The sequence below is a fragment of the Eubacteriales bacterium mix99 genome (assembly GCA_038396605.1).
Taxonomy (GTDB): Bacteria; Bacillota; Clostridia; order Caldicoprobacterales; family DTU083; genus UBA4874.
The window spans coordinates 2,737,990-2,756,798 of sequence record CP121690.1 but is presented as its reverse complement, the minus strand read 5'-3'; the positions used below and the strand labels follow the sequence as shown (position 1 = coordinate 2,756,798).

The window sequence follows — 18,809 nt, the reverse complement described above, 5'->3', positions numbered from 1 at the left end:
TGTGCTTTTTGTCTGTAACTTTTTTGCGAATTTTAATTAATACATATTGACAACTATCGATATGCTTGATATTATTATTTTAGGATATCGAGAACCTTCGATGTCATTGATACATATAAATATATAGGGAGGTAATTTTATGGAGCGATTATATTCTGAATATGTACCTGCAATTAAGGCTATGTCAGATGAAACACGGTTAAAGATTATTGATATGCTATCATGTGGAGAAATGTGCGCATGTGATATATTAGAAGAATTCAGTATTTCCCAATCCACTCTTAGTTATCATATGAAAATTTTAACAGAAAGCGGACTTGTAAATGGAGCACGCGACGGGGCATGGATGAGGTATACGTTAAACAAGGAAAAAACAAATGATATCATAGCTTTTTTTACTGGCATAACTTCCGAGGAAGAAGATTGCATTTGCAAAAAGTGTAAAAATAAAAAATCAGATAATCAATGTTGTTAAGGAGGTATTTGGCTTTAAGAATATTAAGTTCACACCGAAGCAACAAAGTAACAAAAAGTAAAAAATAAGTTTAATGGCCTATATAGGCATTTGAGGAGATATTATTATGAGCAATGAAAAAACACAAGGTATTAGTTTCTTTGAGAAGTATCTTACAGTTTGGGTCTTACTATGTATGGCTGTGGGGATTTTAATTGGCAGGTTTTTACCGGGGGTTCGTTCGATTTTAGAAAGTATGCAAATAGGTGGTCAGAACATTCCTCTTGCAATACTTATGTGGATTATGATTTATCCAATGATGTTAAAAGTTGATTTTAAGTCTGTAAAAAATGTAGGAAAGAATCCGCAAGGCGTCATCATATCTACCCTTGCAAGTTGGGGTATTAAGCCCTTTCTGATGTTTGGATTGGCTACGGTATTTTTTCAGTATATATTTAGTTCCATCATTCCGGCAAATTTAGCAACAGATTTTGTAACGGGAGCTGTGTTGTTAGGAGCAGCACCTTGTACCGCTATGGTGTTTGTTTGGAGTACGTTGACAAAAGGCAATCCCGCACAAACGCTCGTTCAGGTTTCTGTCAATGATTTGCTTATTTTAGTATTGTTTGTACCAATCGTTCAGTTCTTGCTTGGCATTAATAATGTGGTGCTACCAATTGGTATCCTTATTATGTCAATTGTCTTATTTGTGGTAATACCTTTGGTCGCAGGTGTTCTGTCCCGAGTTTTAATTACAAAGCATAAGGGTGAAGATTATTTCAATAAAAAGTTTGTGACTAAGTTTGATGGTGTAACAACTATCGGTTTGCTATTGACACTTGTTATTATCTTTATATTCCAAGGAGATATTATTGTAAAAAATCCTCTTTATGTACTGTTAATTGCTGTACCGCTTGTTCTTCAGAATACCATTTCATTTGCCTTGACATATGCCGTAAGTAAAGCAGCAAAATTACCTCGTGATATTGCAGCACCCGCTTCTCTGATTGCTGCTTCTGATTTCTTTGAATTATCAGTGGCAGTCGCAATAGCACTCTTTGGTGTGGATTCACCGGTGGTTCTTGTTTGTACTGTCGGGGTATTAACCGAGGTTCCCGTAATGCTTCTGCTTGTCAAGTTTGTCAATAAAACGAAGCGTTGGTTCCCTCAAGCAACGACCGATAGCAAATTACCCCATCAATCATAAAGGAGTTGTTTTCTATGAAAGAAATAACTATTGATTACCTTTATCTCGATTTAAATACCTGCGACCGCTGTGTCGGAACAGATGAAGTTTTAGACGAGGTCTTAGATGTTTTAGAACCGGCATTGCAACTGGCTGGATATATAGTCGTTCGACGTAAAATAGAAATGTCTACAGCGGAGATAGCGGCTGAATATCAGTTTCTATCATCCCCGACTATTCGTGTAAACGGTAAGGATATCTGCCTTACCGTAGAAGAAAATGATTGCGGGTGTTGCAGTGATATAGCCGGATGCGACGTGGAATGCCGCGTTTTTCGATATGAAGATGAAGTCTACGAAATTCCTCCGAAAGAATTGCTCGCATATGCCATTTTGAAAACCCTGTTTTCCGACAATATTGACATTACCAAAACAGATTATATCATGCCAGAAAATCTTAAAGAGTTCTATGCAAGTAAAAATAATAATAATAAGAATGGAGAATTTACTATGAAAAAAATATCTATTTATGAGCCAGCTATGTGCTGTGAAACCGGAGTTTGCGGAGTCGGCGTTGACCCTGAACTGCTTCGCATTTCAACTGCATTCAGTAACTTGAAGAAATACGGTGTAGTGGTCAACCGCTATAACTTGAGCAATGCTCCACAGGAATTTATAAAGAACGTTGAAATCAATAAACTTATTATGGGTGATGGTGTTGAGTCACTGCCTGCAACGGTAGTGGACGGAAAAATCGTTATGACAAAGAAATACCCGAGTAATGCTGAGATTGCAGAATTGCTTGGTGTTCCGAAGTCTTATCTTGGTGAAGAAAAAAAACCAAGTGGCGGTGGCTGCTGTAACGGTGGAGGTTGTTGTTAATGAAAGACTTTGATGTAAAGAATATTCCCCTAACCAAATATATGTTTTTTACCGGCAAAGGTGGCGTTGGAAAAACATCAATTGCCTGTGCTACTGCGGTTACCCTTGCTGATAACGGTAAAAAGGTACTACTCATTAGTACCGATCCGGCTTCCAATCTTCAGGATGTATTTTCTACTGATCTAACAAGTAAGGGAGTTCCGATTAATGAAGTCCCCGGTCTTATTGTTGCGAACCTTGATCCAATTCAAGCCGCAGCTGAGTATAGAGAAAGCGTAATTGCCCCTTATCGAGGTAAGCTACCTGATGCTGTCCTTGACAATATGGAGGAACAACTTTCTGGTTCCTGTACAGTTGAGATTGCTGCATTTAACGAGTTTTCTAATTTTATAACTGACAAAACAGCCGAGAGAGAATATGACCATATCATATTTGATACAGCACCTACAGGACATACGCTTAGAATGTTGCAACTTCCGTCTGCTTGGACTAATTTTATTAGCGAAAGCACACATGGTGCATCTTGCTTAGGTCAACTTTCAGGGTTAGAGGAACGAAAAGATATATACAAACAGGCAGTCAATACGCTTGCAGACGGTAATGCTACTACGCTTGTATTGGTATCTCGACCCGATAAAACACCACTAAAAGAAGCAGAACGTGCTTCCGGTGAGCTTGCAGATTTGGGTGTGAACAATCAAATACTTGTCATAAACGGTGTTATGCCTTCCTTTGATGATAGCGTATCTGAAAGCCTTTATAATAAACAGCAAGCAGCATTGGCCGAGATACCCAATAATATTAAAAAGCTTGACTTGTACTCTGTTCCGCTACGGGCATATAACATCACAGGAATGGATAATGTTCGCGCACTTCTGTCTAAGGATAGTTTTGAAATCAGCGAAGAAACTATAAATGCAACTACAGTACCTTCTTTGAAAAATGTGATTGATGATTTGTATCAGAATGACAAAAAGGTCATTTTTACAATGGGAAAAGGCGGAGTCGGTAAAACCTCTATTGCTGCAGCAATTGCATTTGCTTTGGCTTCTAAAGGCAAAAAAGTACACCTTACAACTACCGATCCAGCAGCGCATCTGAAGTATGTTGCCAAAGAAACAGAAAACATCACCATGAGCCATATCGACGAAGAAGCGGAATTGAAGCGCTATCAGGACGAGGTGCTTTCCAAAGCGCGTGAGACAATGTCAGAAGATGATGTTGCTTATGTTGAAGAGGATCTACGTTCACCCTGTACACAGGAAATTGCCGTATTCCGCGCCTTCGCTGAGGTGGTAGAAAGGGCCGATAATGAGGTTGTTGTCATAGATACCGCACCCACAGGGCACACGCTTTTATTGCTTGATTCCACGCAGAGCTATCATCGTGAGGTGAAACGGACGCAGGGAGATATTCCTGAGAATGTTAAAAAGTTGCTGCCTCGCTTGCGCAACGAAAAAGAAACCGAAGTTATTATCGTGACGCTTGCAGAAACCACTCCTGTATATGAAGCTATGCGTTTGGAAGAGGATTTAAAACGTGCAGAGATTTCCACAAAGTGGTGGGTAATTAATTCATCAATGTACGCTACCGAAACCACTAACCGCTTACTAAAAGCAAAGGCCAGTCATGAAATTGAGTGGATAAACAAGGTCGATACTCATACGGAGGGTAACTTTGCTGTTATCAGTTGGAGTGCAGAGGATATAACAGGAAGTAAATTATTAGAATTGATAAAATAATGGAGATACGATTATGAGAGAAAATAAACCAAAGGTCGCATTTATATGTGTTCATAATTCATGTCGAAGCCAAATAGCTGAGGCACTTGGTAAACATTTTGCGGGAGATATATTTGAAAGCTACTCTGCTGGCACAGAAACAAAACCACAAATTAATCAAGATGCTGTTCGCCTAATGAAAGAACTTTATGGTATAGATATGGAGAAAACTCAACATTCAAAGTTGCTTGAAGAAATCCCTTCAGTAGATATCGTTATTACAATGGGATGCAATGTGGAGTGCCCTTACCTTCCATGTAAACACAGAGAAGATTGGGGACTTGATGATCCAACTGGAAAGAGCGATGAGGAATTTAAAAAAATAATCTCTACAATAGAAACAAAAATCAACGAGCTAAAAGGCAGACTAAAGTCATAATATTTATAACGCCAATTACAAATATAGTAGTTGGCGTTATAGTATTATATTATCGAAATGTGCGTAACCGTCAACCCGGCCGTCACATTGCAGGAAAGGCGTCAGAAAGGGTACAATTTACTTCAAAAGAGTTCAAAACGCTCTAAGAAGTGTTTTGAAGCAAATTGGAGTGAATTGAGTGGATACACAAAAAATTGTGACGAGGTTCCGGCTGTCGGGCTGGGGTGAAGAGGTAAAAGAACGGATAGCCAGCGGGCAGACCGTAAACGCATTCTGCGAAGAAAAGGGAATCAGCAAAGCCACCTATTACTACAGACAGAAGAAAGTACGGGAAGCTGCCTGTAGGGGGCTGTTGGAGAAACAAGGCGGCGAGGGTGGGCTTGTGCCGAACGGATGGACGCAGCTTGAGGAGCCTAAACTTGCCGCCGGTGCCGAAAGTATGCTGACCATCGAAATCGGCGGCTGTCATATCAAGGTAACTGCTTCGACGGATTCGGAACTGCTGGCGAAGGTCTGCTGCGTACTGAGGTCGCTGTGATGCGCTTCGGCGAAAAGCCCGTGTATCTGTGCTGCGGATGCACGGACATGAGGAAATCCATCAATGGGCTGATGACGCTTGTGCAGCAGAGCTTTTCTCTGGACCCTTTCGCCGATGCGCTGTTCGTTTTCTGCAACCGAAACCGTGACCGCATAAAAATACTTGAATGGGACGGCGACGGCTTCTGGCTGTATTTCAAGCGGCTGGAACGCGGACATTTCCGTTGGCCGTCGTCGGATGGAGAAGCGACAATGGCGCTGAACAGCGAAGAATTATCCTGTCTGATTGACAGTGCAAGGCTTGCAAAGAAGCTCAGCCGAAGCGAGGTTTCCGAACGTAAAATTTCGTAAAATATCGGGTGCAAAAAAGCCGATATTTCTTGATTCCATGCGGTTTTTACGGTATAATTAGAGTATGGAAAAGCGAGAGAAAACAGTTGAAATTCCGCTGCATGTTTATGAGAATTTTCTCAAGCAGGCGGAGCAGATTGCCGAGCTGAAACAGCAGGTAGAGTGGCTGACGGAACAATTTCGACTTGCCAGTCACAAACGATTTGGCACGTCCAGTGAGCAGACGGACAACGGACAGTTGTGCTTATTCAACGAAGCGGAGGAAACCGCCGATTTGACCGCACCGGAGCCGGAGATCACTAAAGTCAAAGCGCATTATCGCCGGAAGACCCGTCTGACCACCGACAAGCTGCCGGAAGATTTGCCCGTCGAGGTCATCCTGCATGAGCTGCCGGAAGAAAAACGTGTCTGTCCTGACTGCGGCTGTCCTCTGCACAAGATGGGCGAAGAGGTGCGCGAGGAACTGAAAATCATCCCGGCAAAAGCCGTGCTTGTCCGCCATGTACGGCATATTTACGCCTGCCGGCACTGCGAGGAATCTTCCGACCGTGTGCCGATCGTCAAGGCGAGCATGCCGGAACCCGTCATCAAAGGCGGTTTCGCATCGCCCGAATCGGTCGCCCACATCGCTGTGCAGAAATTTGTGATGGGCAGCCCGCTTTACCGGCAGGAGCGGGAATGGGCACAAAACGGCATTCTGCTTTCCCGTCAGACGATGTCGAATTGGCTCGTAAAAGCCAGTGAAGGTTGGCTGGAGCCGATATACAAAGAGATGAAACGGCAGCTATGCGAGCATCAGGTCCTTCACGCAGACGAAACCACCCTCCAAGTGCTGCATGAGGACGGCAAGCCCGCCCGGAGCAAGAGCTATATGTGGCTTTACCGGACAAGCGGCGAGGCGGAACACCAAATTGTGCTGTATGACTACCAAAGGGACCGAAAGTATACCCACCCGGAAACCTTTTTGAAAGATTTTTCGGGTTTTCTCCATACGGACGGTTATGACGGCTATCACAAACTCCCTGACCGGATTACCGTTGTGGGCTGTTGGGCACATCTGCGCCGAAAGTTCGACGAGGCGCTGCAAACGCTGCCGAAAGAAAAACGTGACTCGTCCGATGCCCAAAAAGGGATCGCCTACTGTGACAGGCTGTTTCATTTTGAGAAACAGTTTGCTTTGCTGTCCCCGGAAGAACGCCGGGAAAAGCGTGAACAACTCTCCAAACCGATGATGGAGGCTTTTTTCACATGGGCCGATTCGCTTCGCGCGCTGCCAAAGTCCCTGCTGGGCAAGGCGGTCTATTATGCGCAGAGCCAGCGCAAATATCTCAGAGCTTATTTATTGGACGGCAGGCTTGAAATCAGCAACAACCGTGCTGAAAATTCGATCCGTCCCTTTGTGATGGGACGCAAAAACTGGCTGTTTTCCAACACCCCTAACGGCGCGAGAGCCAGCGCGGTTTATTACAGCCTGATCGTTTCCGCCAGAGAAAACGGGCTTGTGCCGTTTGAATATCTCACGAAGATTTTCACTCAAGCCCCGAACGGCGTCGATCCTAAAACCCTTATGCCATGGAAGGTGTCACCCTTGGCTTGACGGTTACTATACTTTGTATTGATTATCGTATTTATTGCTACGCTATACCCTTTTTATTATTCTGTCATTATCTCATTCAATGAGGGAATCGATGCGTCCAGAGGAGGGATTTTTTTCTGGCCGCGTAAATTCACATTGGAGAATTATAAAGCTGTGTTTTCCAATGAAGATCTTTTAGGAGGGTTTGCCGTCACAATCGCGAGAACTCTGATCGGTACGGTTACCGGTTTGTTTTTTACCGGATTGTTTGCTTATAGCTTGGCACATAAAGACTTAATGTATAAGCGGGTTTATATTGCCTTAATGATTTTCTCTATGTATTTTTCGGGAGGGCTGATACCTTTTTTTATATTGATCAAGAATCTTGGATTGTTTAACTCTTTTTGGGTATATATTATACCGAATTTATTAAGCTCTTTTAATACGATGATCATGATGAGCTTCTTTCGAGACATTCCGGCATCTCTTGAGGAATCCGCTAAAATTGATGGAGCAAACGATTTGGTGATCTTTTTTAGAATAATATTTCCGATATCGTTGCCGGTTTTTGCGACGATAGCTTTATTCATTGGAGTAGGACATTGGAATAATTGGTTCGACGCGGCTTATTATGTAACGGACAAAAAATTAAAGACGGTAGCATTTATGCTTATGGAGCTAATTAATCAGGCTAATCTGACGGCTGTCCAGGCAGGCGCCTCAACTGCCAGTGTTGAAAGAAGCGCTACGTATGCCGCACAGACATTTACGGCTGAAACGATCCGTATGTCTACTATGGTTGTTGTGACCGTGCCTATTATTTGTGCCTATCCGTTCCTTCAGAAGTACTTTGTAAAGGGAATTATGATTGGATCAATTAAGGGGTGACTGCAAAAGAGCAGGTAGTTTACCGGGCTGAAAAGGTCCGATAAGCCACCGGTATTGAGTTTTTGGTGTATTAGTCAGCCATACAATTAATGTTTACTCTGGCGGAGAGACCTAAACCTCTGCCAGAACCACCCTTCCGGAACGCCCGGTTTGCCTCATATCGATGATCCGCTGATTGGAAGAGCCCCGGAACAGCAACTGGTAGCTCTTTTTTTCCTGCATAAAGGGTCCGTCGATCAGAATATCCGCCACATCCAGCAGCTCACCCCATTCGGGGCGGATATCGGCATATCGGAGGATTTCCTCATAGGTATAACCGGTATAGACGAAGACGTTTCGATCCTGATGCAACGCTTTCACCCTCCGGGCAAGCCCCGCGAAGGCGGACGCCTGCTCAAAGGGTTCTCCGCCGCTGAAGGTTATGCCGTCCAGCAGCGGTTTTTTTTCTATTTCCTGAAGGATATCGCCGATCTTCATCAGGTTTCCCCCGTCAAAGGAGTGGGTCTGGGGATTATGGCATCCCGGGCAGTGATGCCCGCAGCCCTGGGCGAATACCACATACCGGATCCCGGGCCCGTCCACAATGGATTCCCCGATTACCCCTGCGATTCGTAATTTAGTCGGCGATGAAGTTTTTCGGATGCCTTTTTTGTCATTTACTATGGTCTCTACCGGCATATTGCTTTTACTCCTTTTTCATTTATAGAAAGGCTGTTTATTGATTCACCTGCAACAAGTTCTGTCGCTGCTATTTGCTTTCGTGGCTGCAGCGGATAAGTTTTTGCGGCAAAAGCTCGATTAAACCTGTACCCTTTCCTTTGCTTGCGGCATATGCAAGCTGCCGGTGGAATGCCGGACCCGGCCCCTTACCTCCGCTTTTTTGGCGTCGTTGAAGCGGTCCAGGGTCCCCACCAGATATCCGGTGATCCTCCGGATCCGCTCGAATGGCACATCGCCTTCCTCCCGGCCGCAGGCGGGGCAGGTATCATCGATAATCCCCGTATACCCGCAGACCGTATCCCGATCCACCGGATGGTTTATGGATCCGTAGCCGATCCCGGCTTCCTTCATTGCCCGGATGATCTTTTCAAATGCCGTGAGGTTTTTCAGCGGATCCCCGTCCAGCTCCACATAAGTAATGTGCCCGGCGTTGGTAAGCTCGTGATACGGGGCTTCCAGCCGAATCTTGTCAAACGCGCTGATTTCATAATAGACCGGGATATGAAAGCTGTTTGTGTAATATTCCCGATCCGTGACGCCCGGTATGGAGCCGAAAATCTCCCGGTCCATTTTGACAAACCGGCCCGACAGTCCCTCCGCGGGGGTCGCCAGCAGCGTGTAGTTCATCCGGCGGGCTTTGCTTGCCTCATCCATGCGCCGGCGCATATGCCCGATGATTCGGAGGCCCAGCTCCTGCGCCTCCTCCGTTTCCCCGTGGTGCGCGCCCGTCAGAGCCTTCAGGCATTCGGCCAGACCGATGAATCCCATGGAGAGCGTGCCGTGCCGGAGGACTTCCCGGACTTCGTCTTCCTGCCCCAGCTTGTCCGAATCCAGCCAAATGCCCTGCTCCATCAGGAACGGATAGTTCTTTACCTTTTACCTCGCCTGGATCTCATAGCGTTCCCAAAGCTGATCGATCACCAGATCGATGACCCGGTCCAACTCTTCTCAAAACCCGGCGGTGTCCTTCGCGTTTTTCAATCCCAGCCTCGGAAGATTCACAGACGTAAAGCTTAAGTTTCCCCTTCCGGAAACTACTTTCCGGGAAGGATTGTAAACATTGCCGATGACCCGGGTCCGGCAGCCTATATAGGCGACTTCCGTATCGGGATCGCCGGGCTTATAGTATTTCAGGTTATAGGGAGCGTCCAGGAAAGAGAAGTTGGGGAAGAGCCTTTTCGCGCTGACTTTGCAGGCCAGCCGGAACAAATCGTAATTGGGCTCACCCGGATGATAATTGACCCCTTCCTTCACTTTGAAGATATGGATGGGGAATATGGGGGTTTCTCCGTTTCCCAGACCCGCTTCCGTTGCCAGCAGCAGGTTTTTGACCACCATTCTCCCTTCAGGGGAGGTATCCGTCCCGTAATTGAGGGAGCTGAAAGGAATCTGGGTGCCTGCCCTGCTGTGCATGGTATTGAGGTTATGAACCAAGGCTTCCATGGTCTGAAAGGTATTTCGGTCGTTTCCTTTTTGACGCTTTTTTCCGCGAATGCCTGAATCCTGTTACCCGTCTGTTCGTCGGGAAGAATACGGTTCAACAGCTCCTTTTCCGCTTCCTGATAGTGATTGGTATTCTTCAGGGAGGGCACAAGGCGATGTTCCTCCCGAACGGTCCCGATGATCCGGAGGGCCTGTTCCGCCGCGTCTTCCCGATCCGCAAGGAGTTCCAGGGCCTTGGCCAGATTCTGCCGGTAAAGTTTTGTATAGGTTTTGGCAACGCCGGAAGCCATTCCGTAATCGAAATTGGGAATACTCTGCCCCCCGTGCTGGTCGTTCTGGTTGGACTGGATGGCGATGCAGGCAAGGGTCGCATAGCTCTGGATATCCTGTGGTTCCCGGAGATGCCCGTGGCCGGTGGAAAAACCATGCCGGAACAGTTTTTCGATGTCGATCTGGCAGCAGGTGGTGGTCAGGGTCAGAAAGTCCATATCGTGGATATGGATGTCGCCGTTCCTGTGGGCCTCGGAATGCTCCGGCTTCAATATGTACAGGCTGTTGAACTGCTTTGCCCCCTCCGAGCCGTATTTCAGCATGGTCCCCATGGCGGTATCCCGTTGATGTTTGCGTTCTCCCGTTTCAGATCGTTGTCCCTGGCATCCTGAAAGGTCAGTCCCTCATATATTTTCATCAGCCGGGTATTCATTTCCCGGACGCGGGTCCGCTCCGCCCGGTAGAGGATAAATTCCTTGGTCGTCCGGGCATGGCCGGACTCGATAAGTATCTTTTCCACGGCATCCTGGATCTCTTCCACGGCGGGGGTCCTCTTGTTGTAGTGCTTCATTTTAAATTCTTCTAAATCAGCAAACAAACAGCAAATTGTGTTCTGTTTGCTTAGTACATAACAGATATTTGTATGCCGTAATATACGGCACTTTTTTATCAGTAAGTATTGACCGATGTACATAATATACCATATAGTTAATGGGTATATAAAAAGAGAGAAAGAGTATACGCCCACAACAGCTGCCTCTTTCTCTCTTTTGCACCATGCAGCCTTAAGGAGCATGGATCAACCGGGGGGATAACCCCCCGATGTACATTGAGGTACACTACTATGATAAGAGGTTTTGGACTGTTTCACAAGCTAAATTTAAAAAATCTATCTGCTGAGGACCTATTCAACAAATATATGTCTGAATTCAATCCCGGGGAACACAGCTGCCCATGGTGCGATACAAAAGATCCTCGCTTCTTTGACAGTAGAAAACAGAACAACGATTCCTGAACCCCTTGCAGCCGATAGGCTACAGGGCTTTTTTTAAACCAAAATTATGATAAATAATAGTAGACAATCGTAGAGATATATGGTATAATAGATATATATTACACCGTTTGGAGAGGTTTTGTCATGTATCTAAAAACTGTAACAAACAAAAAAACTGGACGTACATACTTAAGCATGGCGCAAAGCTATCGGAAAAAAGGAAAGAAATATCCAGGCAGTACTACTGTCGAGTCCTTCGGGTATCTGGATGATCTTCAAAAAGTTTACGATGATCCCATTGCCCACTTTAAGGCCTATGTAGAGGAGAAGAACAAAGAAAAGGCTTTAAACGATGCGGAATATATCGTAAAAGAACGTAAGGACACTGTTCTCCCTGAAAATACAGCCGGCCGTAAAAATTTTGGATATATTGCCATTCTAAAGATCTACTATGAGCTGGGATTGGACCGGCTCCTTCTCAACAGGCAGAGAGGCAGGAATTTCGACTACAACACAAGCACCATATTGAAACTGCTTGTCATATCGCGGATTCTTGAACCTGCATCAAAGAAACGCACCTTTGAGCATCGGAGCACCTATTTTGATTTCGAGAAGAAAGATGATTTCTCCCTTATTGACATATACCGGTCACTGAGCTTTTATGCAGGGATCGATTCTGCCATACAGCTTCAAATCCATAAGCGGATTACAGAGCAATACAGCCGGGACACCAGCCTGGTATATTATGATGCGACGAATTACTACTTTGAGATTGATATGGAAGACGAACTGAGGGCAAAAGGTCCTTCCAAGGAACACCGGCCCGATCCCATTGTACAGCTGGGCCTTGCCATGGATGCGGATGGCATTCCGATTTCTTACGAATTGTTCCCTGGTAACAATTCGGAAAAGCTGCACCTGAGGCCTATGATTGGAGAGCTTGTACGAGCCTATGAATCCGGCAGAGTTGTCGCAGTGGCTGATGCGGCCCAAAATACCGGGAACAACATCTATTACCTGGAAAGCGGCAAATGCTCCTACGTATTCAGCCAGACGATCCGGGGAGGAAGCAAAGAATTCAAGGATTATGTTAATAATCAATCCGGTTACAAGCAGTTCAGTGATCAGTACAAGCGCAAGTCCCGGGTAATCAGGCGGGAGATAGAAGTCGATATGTTAAAGGAAGGCGGAAGAACATATAAAAAGAAGGTACTTGTGGATCAGCGGCAAATCGTTTTCTATAACAAGAAGTATGCGGACCGCTCCAAAGCGAAACGGGAAGCTGTGCTCAAAAAGGCCCAGTGTATCGCCTCAACACCGTCTGCATACACAAGGGCCACGTCCTATGGGGCTCTCAGATATGTTAAGAATATCAAGGTGGATAAGAAAACAGGTGAAATCAAAAAAGCTCCCAAAGGCCGGCCATGTATCGACATGGAGAAATTCAGGGAAGATGAAAAGTATGACGGTTATTACTGCATCGTGACAAACCTGTTCGATGAAGATGGATCCGACACATTCTCTGATGACAGGATCATCGATATGTACCGCGGGCTCTGGCGAATTGAGGATAATTTCCGTGTTACAAAAAGTGATCTTGAAACGCGGCCTGTGTACGTTTCCCGTAAAGACAGGATTCATGCGCACTTCCTCATTTGTTATATATCGCTGGTAATCCTCAGACTGATCCAAAAACGTCTTGGTGGCGCGTACTACCCCGAAGCTATCATCAATGCCCTGAAGAACATTACCTGCTCACCTGAATCCCAAAATATCTATCTTTTTGATTACAGGTCAGATGTAACGGATGCAATCGGTAAGGCAATGGGCTTCGATTTTACAAAGAAGAGACTTACCCGATCCGAAATTAAAAAAAGTTTAGGACAAGCAAAAAAAGATAATTTTCACTACAACTTCTTCTCATATGATAAAAGCCGCAACCTTGCTCATACCTAAGGCTTACGGCTCCTTTTTCTCTTTTTTACTGTCAAACTTGAGATTGAGGTACACTACTATGATAAGAGGTTTTGGACTGTTTCACAAGCTAAATTTAAAAAATCTATCTGCTGAGGACCTATTCAACAAATATATGTCTGAATTCAATCCCGGGGAACACAGCTGCCCATGGTGCGATACAAAAGATCCTGATTGGAAAAAGCATGCAATATATGGCCGCTGGCTGATCTCCTTTGAAAATGGAGCCGTAGTTACATACCGTATTGAGAACATCCTGCGGAACTGGTGGCGCAAACGGGGGAACTTGGAGGATTACGAATTCCTCCAAGGCAAAGGGAATGTTGAAATCGACGAGGTTTTCAGCGTAGTCATGGGCTTGCCTGATAAATACAAGATGGTTATCTATCTCTATTATTATGAAGGCTACGACAGCGTCGAGATTGCCAAGATTCTCGAAAAACCGCAATCCACAATCCGCAATTACCTCAGCGAGGCGCGCCGCATCCTCCGGGAAAGGTTAGGTGGTAACTTCTATGAAGAATAGACGAATCATTGACTCTTGGAACAAGATTGAACCGGACAGCACCGCCGATGAGCGAATGCTTTCCGCAATCCTCGCCCGTAACCATTCGGGCAAATCTGAAAGGAAAAAGGTGTATCATATGAATAAAACATTGAAGCGGCTCGCACCCATAGCGGCTTGTTTCGTGGTGGTTGTTGCGATAGTCGGCGTTTTTGGCAATAATGCCGGGTGGTTCGGCGGTAAAACGCTTGTTTCTGATTTGGGTGACAGCGGAACGCTGAACTTCTACAAAGCCGACAGCGTAGGCGGAGCGGCAAGTTTCTCTTGGAACGCTGATTGGGGCGACCATATTGACCGTGACCTTACCGCAGATAAAAGCAAGGTATTGTTTGGAGAACTGAACGCAACCGGTTATGCGACATTCCGTTCGACAGATAACGCCCTTGTACACTTTGAGGGCAAGACTGGAGAAACGAAAATAATCCTCTCCGCGACCGACACACCCGTGACCGACACAGTAGTCAAAGGCAATGAGGAAGTATCCGAAATCAACGGCATACCCGTCAAGGCGGGCTACTTTGTAACTGATGCAAATAGCAAAGACATTAAAAATATCATTTGCTTTGCTGATTTTGACGTTCCCGGCGCGACCATCTACGTTGAACGGGGTGGTGCCGAATCTGACAGCGAGGTCCTCTGCGATGAAATCGGCGGCGTTGTTGAGCAGCTTACAAAGAGCCCGCCAGATATTACACAAATAACCGCAGATTAAAAACCAAAAAACAAGGCGACCTATGCCAAATTCACATGGAGCGCCTTGTTTATTTTGCCCTTATTCTACCACATCCACCGTCACGCCGGACTTGAATTCTACGGTGAATTTTCCCTCGAAGACGGTAACCTTTTCAATGAGCCGCCGTATAAGCGCCGCATCGTATTCGGTAATGTCGGTGGGCTGTTTCTGCAGGAATGTGCTCATATCGGCTATTGCTTGGAGATGTGTCAGTCGTTTAGAGGAAAAGGCTCTGAATGTACGGCACCTACCATAAACGAGGAAACAGGGTTACGGTGCATGGTGACAGAATTGAGGTGGAATTTAAGTCAAGTATTACAATAGATATAGAAAATTAGATATAAGACTTGCCGCTGATTAAGGGAAACAGCTCTTGATTGGCGGCTTTTCGTTTTTATAATGCTTATGTCATACAGGAAATTGAAAAAACTTAACGGCAAGTTGCACAAGCTACTATTTTTATAAAATACTGTCTATTGGATAATTCTACATTCGTATGGTCTACGGAGCGTGGATTATATTTTGAGATACATTGTTTTATACTAGAGTCGAGGTGAAAACAATGGATATAAAAAGGAAAAAAGAGCTCTTAGAAGCCTATAAAAGCAGACATCCTGAAATGGGCGTAATATCTTACCGTTGTAAAGAAACTGGCGAGGTATTTTTGGGTATCTCCAAAGATACAAAATCAGACTTTAACAGCACTAATATGAAATTGGCAGCCAACTGGCATCCTAATAAACGATTACAGGAACTCTGGAACAAATATAGCTCTGAAGGCTTTGAACTATCAGTTATTAAAGTGTTAAAGTATGATGACCCACATGAAGATCATACAGCAAAATTAGAAAGTTTGAGAGAACAGTGTCTCGCTGCTGATCCAAATGCAAGGAGGATATGGCGATGAATGAAAAAGTTGTTATGGTGTCAAATGATTATGACCGTATAGATGGCAGAAATGCTTATCAATCTGACATCAAACGTTTAACGCTAGGTGCGCCTAGGTTGGAAGAAAATAAAAAAATGCAGATTGCCGCACAGATCTGGGAAAATGATAAAGATGGTGAATTGATTTTGGCCCAGGAGCTGCCCATCCATCAAATATTTGATTTGATGATTTTTTTGTCCAGGACATTGCTTTACTTCAAGGAGGCTTACCGGCTCCCCCTTTTATATGACCCGGAAAAACCCACAGTGGAGCGAGTTGGAGTACAAGGCGGGGTATTACCAGTAGAAGTGTGTGTAGACAATCAAAACATCAATGAGGACATCAAAGCATTTGCCCAAAGTTTAAATGATTTAGGAGAAATAATTGGAGAACGCAGGCGGGTGCTTAGCCGCATACTAGAAGAGTTGGAGTGTTACTAACAATGAAACAGACTTGTATTTTGTCACCGGACAGGCAGCTGACTGAAGAGGAACAGTCGCTTGTCTGGAAAAAGCCGCCTTCACATATTGAAAGTGAAGCAGAAAAACGAATATATGAAGAGATCATACGAAATTGGAATCGCGGTGAAATGAAAATTAGCACCATTTTGCTGGAGGGGGATGCTGGTTCGGGGAAAACCCAGATTGCCAAAGCTTTATCTGCTGATTTTAACCTGCCTTATACGAAAGTAACCTGTTTTGCAGATATGGATAAATCCGATGTCCTGGGTTCGATTCTTCCGGTGCTGTCAGAAGAAGATGGTCATTCTGATAAGGTTGAATATCGCTATTATCCTTCTGAAATTGTTCGTGCATATGAAAATGGATGGCTCTTGGAGATTCAGGAACCGACAGTGATTCGGGATGCTGCTGTTTTAATGGCGCTAAATTCCGCATTAGAACTAGATGGCAGTCTAAACTTGCCAACTCGTATCGCGCATCGTCACCCTGATTTTATTGCGGTTATCACAACAAACCGCGGTTACAATGGCTTCCGGCCTTTAAATGAAGCTTTGCGAGATCGAGTGCAGCATGCAGAAAAACTGGATTTACCACCCAAAGAGGTTATGATGGAACGGGCAAAGGCTAAGACTGGTTATCAATCTGAACCTGTACTATCTCTATTAGCTGAAACGATTATGGTGCTGGATGAGACAGCCCGGGCTAATGCCATTAAAGGTGTGGCCGGTATGCGTTCTTATATCTTTTGGGTGGATGCCGTTCAAAGTGGTGCCTCAATCCAAAAAAGTTTGTATTATAAGGCGTTATACAAAATCACGACCGATCCGCAGGAGCTTGTTATTTTAGAGCAGGCACTGGCTAGTCAAGGCTTGACAGAAAAGCTTGAGGAATTGGAACACATATGTCAGTCACAAAAAGACGGAGAAAATCCTGAAGTACCTGAAGTAATGGAACTTAATATTTCCGAAAACGGAGAATTCTCTGCCAAGACAGATCAAGCTGATAAAAATACAGTGCGTCTGAGAAAATCAGAAGACAGTGAAGGGCATTCTGATACGAGCAGTGATGAAAATACTGATATTTCAAGCAATGATAATGGAGAAAACGGCACTCCGTTTTATCATGAGCTTAATAAATCCGATACAAACGAAATAGAAAAAAAAGAATTTCGTAAACAGTTGAACAGGGAAGCAAGGCAAAGTGTTCAAGGCAGCTGCCATGAAGAAATCAGGCTTATTGTCCATCGTCCGGAAGTTACCGACCAGAACAGGGAAGAGTATAACAGCATGATTGCAACCTTGATGCCAGTTATTCGGGAACTAATCAGAAAAGCAAACCCGCTTTTAGAGCATGAAGTATCAGCTGAATTCGCGAAATCGCAGTTGTATGGCACAAAATTTTGCGCGGATCAGGTTGCCTCTATGGATTTTCGCACATTTGCCCGCAAGCGTCCGCCTGAGGAAGAACCCTCTATTGCGGTTGCTCTCAGGATTGATGAATCGGCTTCTATGTCAGCCTTCGGCCGTTTAGAGGCAGCAAAACAGGCAGCAGTTGCTTTATATGAATTCTGCACCGGGTGTGGCATTCCGATAATGGTTTACGGGGATACAGCAGACCGCTCCAAGCTGGAGCAAATGTCTGTCTATGCCTATGTAGACTTTGAAAGCAAAGATGCAGATGAAAAATATGCTCTTATGAACATTCAGGCTCGCAGCAACAATCGGGATGGTATGGCATTGCGCATTATTTCTGATAGATTGCTTAATGCGCCCCAAAAATCCAAATTAATAATCAGCATCAGTGACGGGCAGCCTAAGGCTATGCCTGATTATTCAGGTGAAAAGGCAGCGCATGATATGAAAGATACTTTGCAGGAATTTAGGCGAAAAGGCATCCAGTTCCTAGCTGCAGCTATTGGACAGGATAAGGAAGCTATCCAAGAACTTTACGGTGCTGAAAACACACTGGATATAACTGATTTGAAGCAGCTTCCAGCAAGATTGGTACAAGTAATCGCAAGGTTCATGTAGTATGATATACTAAGCAGAAATGGAGGTGGTGGCATGGATTGTGTGAAAATAGGCAATTTAATCGCCAAACTGCGAAAGGAAAAAAACCTTACCCAGAGAAATATTGCAGATGCGTTGGGTATTCAAAATAAAACGGTTTCAAAATGGGAATGTGGTTTAGGATGTCCTGACCTATCGCTATGGCCAGAACTATCTACTATTTTGGGTGTTGATATGAAACAGATGATGGAGGGTGAAATCACATCAAATAAGCCGGATAGCGGCAATATTGGTAAAGTACGTTTTTACGTCTGTCCTTCCTGTGGAAATATTTTGGTGAGCACAGGAAGTGCCTCTATCTTCTGCTGCGGAAGAAAATTAGAACGTATCTTGCCTACTGTTGCAACTATTGTACCAAAAATCACGGTAGAGGAAATAGATACTGATTACTTCATCACTTTTGACCATCCAATGACCAAAGATCATTATCTTTCTTTTGTGGCCTATGTTAAAAGTGACAGAGTATTTCTAAATCGCTTGTACCCAGAACAAAGTCCAACTTGTAGGTTTCCTATAACTACCGGTGGCAAACTGTTTGTTTATTGTATTAAGCATGGCTTATCGATATATTCAGGTAATCTATAATGAAATCAATATTATCTTCCTGGGATGTATATGT

Annotated in this window: 18 protein-coding genes and 2 pseudogenes; 17 read left to right on the top strand and 3 right to left on the bottom strand. The window is 44.6% G+C overall.

Annotated elements, in window-relative coordinates; all coding sequences use genetic code 11:
* Positions 1-139: 139 nt before the first annotated feature.
* From QBE55_12305 to QBE55_12260, 10 genes and pseudogenes are all read left to right on the top strand, one after another.
* Positions 140-475, top strand: coding sequence for a metalloregulator ArsR/SmtB family transcription factor (locus tag QBE55_12305; GenBank protein ID WZL78285.1), 336 nt, complete (start codon positions 140-142; stop codon positions 473-475).
* A 106-nt stretch (positions 476-581) separates the two neighbouring features.
* Complete coding sequence (gene arsB, locus QBE55_12300; protein WZL78284.1) at positions 582-1,661, top strand: ACR3 family arsenite efflux transporter; 1,080 nt, start codon at positions 582-584, stop codon at positions 1,659-1,661.
* Between the two features lie 14 nt (positions 1,662-1,675).
* Positions 1,676-1,969: pseudogene (locus QBE55_12295) on the top strand (DUF2703 domain-containing protein).
* 180 nt (positions 1,970-2,149) lie between these two features.
* Positions 2,150-2,521 (top strand): arsenite efflux transporter metallochaperone ArsD, encoded by a 372-nt coding sequence (gene arsD, locus QBE55_12290; GenBank protein WZL79940.1) that lies wholly within the window; start codon positions 2,150-2,152, stop codon positions 2,519-2,521.
* Complete coding sequence (gene arsA, locus QBE55_12285; protein WZL78283.1) at positions 2,521-4,263, top strand: arsenical pump-driving ATPase; 1,743 nt, start codon at positions 2,521-2,523, stop codon at positions 4,261-4,263. Before arsD ends, arsA begins: the two co-directional genes overlap by 1 nt.
* 13 nt (positions 4,264-4,276) lie before the next feature.
* Positions 4,277-4,681: an arsenate reductase ArsC gene (locus QBE55_12280; GenBank protein ID WZL78282.1), complete on the top strand. Its 405-nt coding sequence runs from the start codon at positions 4,277-4,279 to the stop codon at positions 4,679-4,681.
* A gap of 178 nt (positions 4,682-4,859) precedes the next feature.
* Positions 4,860-5,219, top strand: a complete 360-nt coding sequence (locus QBE55_12275) for an IS66 family insertion sequence element accessory protein TnpB (GenBank protein ID WZL78281.1) — start codon at positions 4,860-4,862, stop codon at positions 5,217-5,219.
* Positions 5,219-5,569 carry an IS66 family insertion sequence element accessory protein TnpB gene (tnpB, locus tag QBE55_12270; GenBank protein WZL78280.1) on the top strand — a complete coding sequence of 117 codons (351 nt, stop codon included), beginning with the start codon at positions 5,219-5,221 and terminating at the stop codon, positions 5,567-5,569. The genes QBE55_12275 and tnpB overlap by 1 nt, the downstream gene beginning before the upstream one ends.
* Positions 5,570-5,633: 64 nt before the next feature.
* On the top strand, positions 5,634-7,166 hold the full coding sequence (locus tag QBE55_12265; GenBank protein WZL78279.1) for an IS66 family transposase: 1,533 nt from the start codon (positions 5,634-5,636) through the stop codon (positions 7,164-7,166).
* A 153-nt stretch (positions 7,167-7,319) separates the two neighbouring features.
* On the top strand, positions 7,320-8,033 hold the full coding sequence (locus QBE55_12260; protein ID WZL78278.1) for a carbohydrate ABC transporter permease: 714 nt from the start codon (positions 7,320-7,322) through the stop codon (positions 8,031-8,033).
* A gap of 111 nt (positions 8,034-8,144) precedes the next feature.
* On the opposite strand, the gene nrdG is transcribed toward QBE55_12260, so the two are convergent.
* Together nrdG and QBE55_12250 are read right to left on the bottom strand one after the other, a co-directional pair.
* On the bottom strand, positions 8,145-8,711 hold the full coding sequence (gene nrdG / locus QBE55_12255; GenBank protein WZL78277.1) for an anaerobic ribonucleoside-triphosphate reductase activating protein: 567 nt from the start codon (positions 8,709-8,711) through the stop codon (positions 8,145-8,147).
* A 120-nt stretch (positions 8,712-8,831) separates the two neighbouring features.
* Positions 8,832-11,025, bottom strand: a pseudogene (locus tag QBE55_12250) (anaerobic ribonucleoside triphosphate reductase).
* A 579-nt stretch (positions 11,026-11,604) separates the two neighbouring features.
* On the opposite strand from QBE55_12250, the gene QBE55_12245 reads away from it, so the two are divergent.
* From QBE55_12245 to QBE55_12235, 3 genes are read left to right on the top strand one after another with little or no spacing between them, the layout of a single operon-like run.
* Positions 11,605-13,416, top strand: coding sequence for an IS1634 family transposase (locus QBE55_12245; protein WZL78276.1), 1,812 nt, complete (start codon positions 11,605-11,607; stop codon positions 13,414-13,416).
* 58 nt (positions 13,417-13,474) lie between these two features.
* Positions 13,475-13,960, top strand: coding sequence for an RNA polymerase sigma factor (locus QBE55_12240; protein WZL78275.1), 486 nt, complete (start codon positions 13,475-13,477; stop codon positions 13,958-13,960).
* Complete coding sequence (locus QBE55_12235; GenBank protein ID WZL78274.1) at positions 13,950-14,711, top strand: hypothetical protein; 762 nt, start codon at positions 13,950-13,952, stop codon at positions 14,709-14,711. The genes QBE55_12240 and QBE55_12235 overlap by 11 nt, the downstream gene beginning before the upstream one ends.
* Positions 14,712-14,771: 60 nt before the next feature.
* On the opposite strand, the gene QBE55_12230 is transcribed toward QBE55_12235, so the two are convergent.
* Positions 14,772-14,918 (bottom strand): integrase, encoded by a 147-nt coding sequence (locus QBE55_12230; protein WZL78273.1) that lies wholly within the window; start codon positions 14,916-14,918, stop codon positions 14,772-14,774.
* A gap of 376 nt (positions 14,919-15,294) precedes the next feature.
* On the opposite strand from QBE55_12230, the gene QBE55_12225 reads away from it, so the two are divergent.
* From QBE55_12225 to QBE55_12210, 4 genes are read left to right on the top strand one after another with little or no spacing between them, the layout of a single operon-like run.
* Positions 15,295-15,639 carry a GIY-YIG nuclease family protein gene (locus QBE55_12225; GenBank protein ID WZL78272.1) on the top strand — a complete coding sequence of 115 codons (345 nt, stop codon included), beginning with the start codon at positions 15,295-15,297 and terminating at the stop codon, positions 15,637-15,639.
* Complete coding sequence (locus QBE55_12220) at positions 15,636-16,100, top strand: DUF6530 family protein (protein WZL78271.1); 465 nt, start codon at positions 15,636-15,638, stop codon at positions 16,098-16,100. Before QBE55_12225 ends, QBE55_12220 begins: the two co-directional genes overlap by 4 nt.
* Before the next feature lie 2 nt (positions 16,101-16,102).
* The gene (locus QBE55_12215; GenBank protein WZL78270.1) at positions 16,103-18,151 is read left to right on the top strand and encodes an AAA family ATPase; all 2,049 of its coding nucleotides are present in this window, start codon (positions 16,103-16,105) and stop codon (positions 18,149-18,151) included.
* A gap of 33 nt (positions 18,152-18,184) precedes the next feature.
* Complete coding sequence (locus QBE55_12210; protein ID WZL78269.1) at positions 18,185-18,775, top strand: helix-turn-helix domain-containing protein; 591 nt, start codon at positions 18,185-18,187, stop codon at positions 18,773-18,775.
* Positions 18,776-18,809: the final 34 nt, after the last annotated feature.

Bases quoted from the DNA above. Each gene is read 5' to 3' on its own strand.
- arsA (WZL78283.1), top strand. From the start codon at position 2,521: ATGAAAGACTTTGATGTAAAGAATATTCCCCTAACCAAATATATGTTT.
- QBE55_12235 (WZL78274.1), top strand. From the start codon at position 13,950: ATGAAGAATAGACGAATCATTGACTCTTGGAACAAGATTGAACCGGAC.
- QBE55_12265 (WZL78279.1), top strand. From the start codon at position 5,634: ATGGAAAAGCGAGAGAAAACAGTTGAAATTCCGCTGCATGTTTATGAG.
- QBE55_12215 (WZL78270.1), top strand. From the start codon at position 16,103: ATGAAACAGACTTGTATTTTGTCACCGGACAGGCAGCTGACTGAAGAG.
- QBE55_12225 (WZL78272.1), top strand. From the start codon at position 15,295: ATGGATATAAAAAGGAAAAAAGAGCTCTTAGAAGCCTATAAAAGCAGA.
- QBE55_12240 (WZL78275.1), top strand. From the start codon at position 13,475: ATGATAAGAGGTTTTGGACTGTTTCACAAGCTAAATTTAAAAAATCTA.
- QBE55_12230 (WZL78273.1), bottom strand. From the start codon at position 14,918: ATGAGCACATTCCTGCAGAAACAGCCCACCGACATTACCGAATACGAT.
- tnpB (WZL78280.1), top strand. From the start codon at position 5,219: ATGCGCTTCGGCGAAAAGCCCGTGTATCTGTGCTGCGGATGCACGGAC.
- QBE55_12280 (WZL78282.1), top strand. From the start codon at position 4,277: ATGAGAGAAAATAAACCAAAGGTCGCATTTATATGTGTTCATAATTCA.
- nrdG (WZL78277.1), bottom strand. From the start codon at position 8,711: ATGCCGGTAGAGACCATAGTAAATGACAAAAAAGGCATCCGAAAAACT.
- arsD (WZL79940.1), top strand. From the start codon at position 2,150: ATGAAAAAAATATCTATTTATGAGCCAGCTATGTGCTGTGAAACCGGA.
- QBE55_12220 (WZL78271.1), top strand. From the start codon at position 15,636: ATGAATGAAAAAGTTGTTATGGTGTCAAATGATTATGACCGTATAGAT.
- QBE55_12245 (WZL78276.1), top strand. From the start codon at position 11,605: ATGTATCTAAAAACTGTAACAAACAAAAAAACTGGACGTACATACTTA.
- QBE55_12210 (WZL78269.1), top strand. From the start codon at position 18,185: ATGGATTGTGTGAAAATAGGCAATTTAATCGCCAAACTGCGAAAGGAA.
- QBE55_12305 (WZL78285.1), top strand. From the start codon at position 140: ATGGAGCGATTATATTCTGAATATGTACCTGCAATTAAGGCTATGTCA.
- arsB (WZL78284.1), top strand. From the start codon at position 582: ATGAGCAATGAAAAAACACAAGGTATTAGTTTCTTTGAGAAGTATCTT.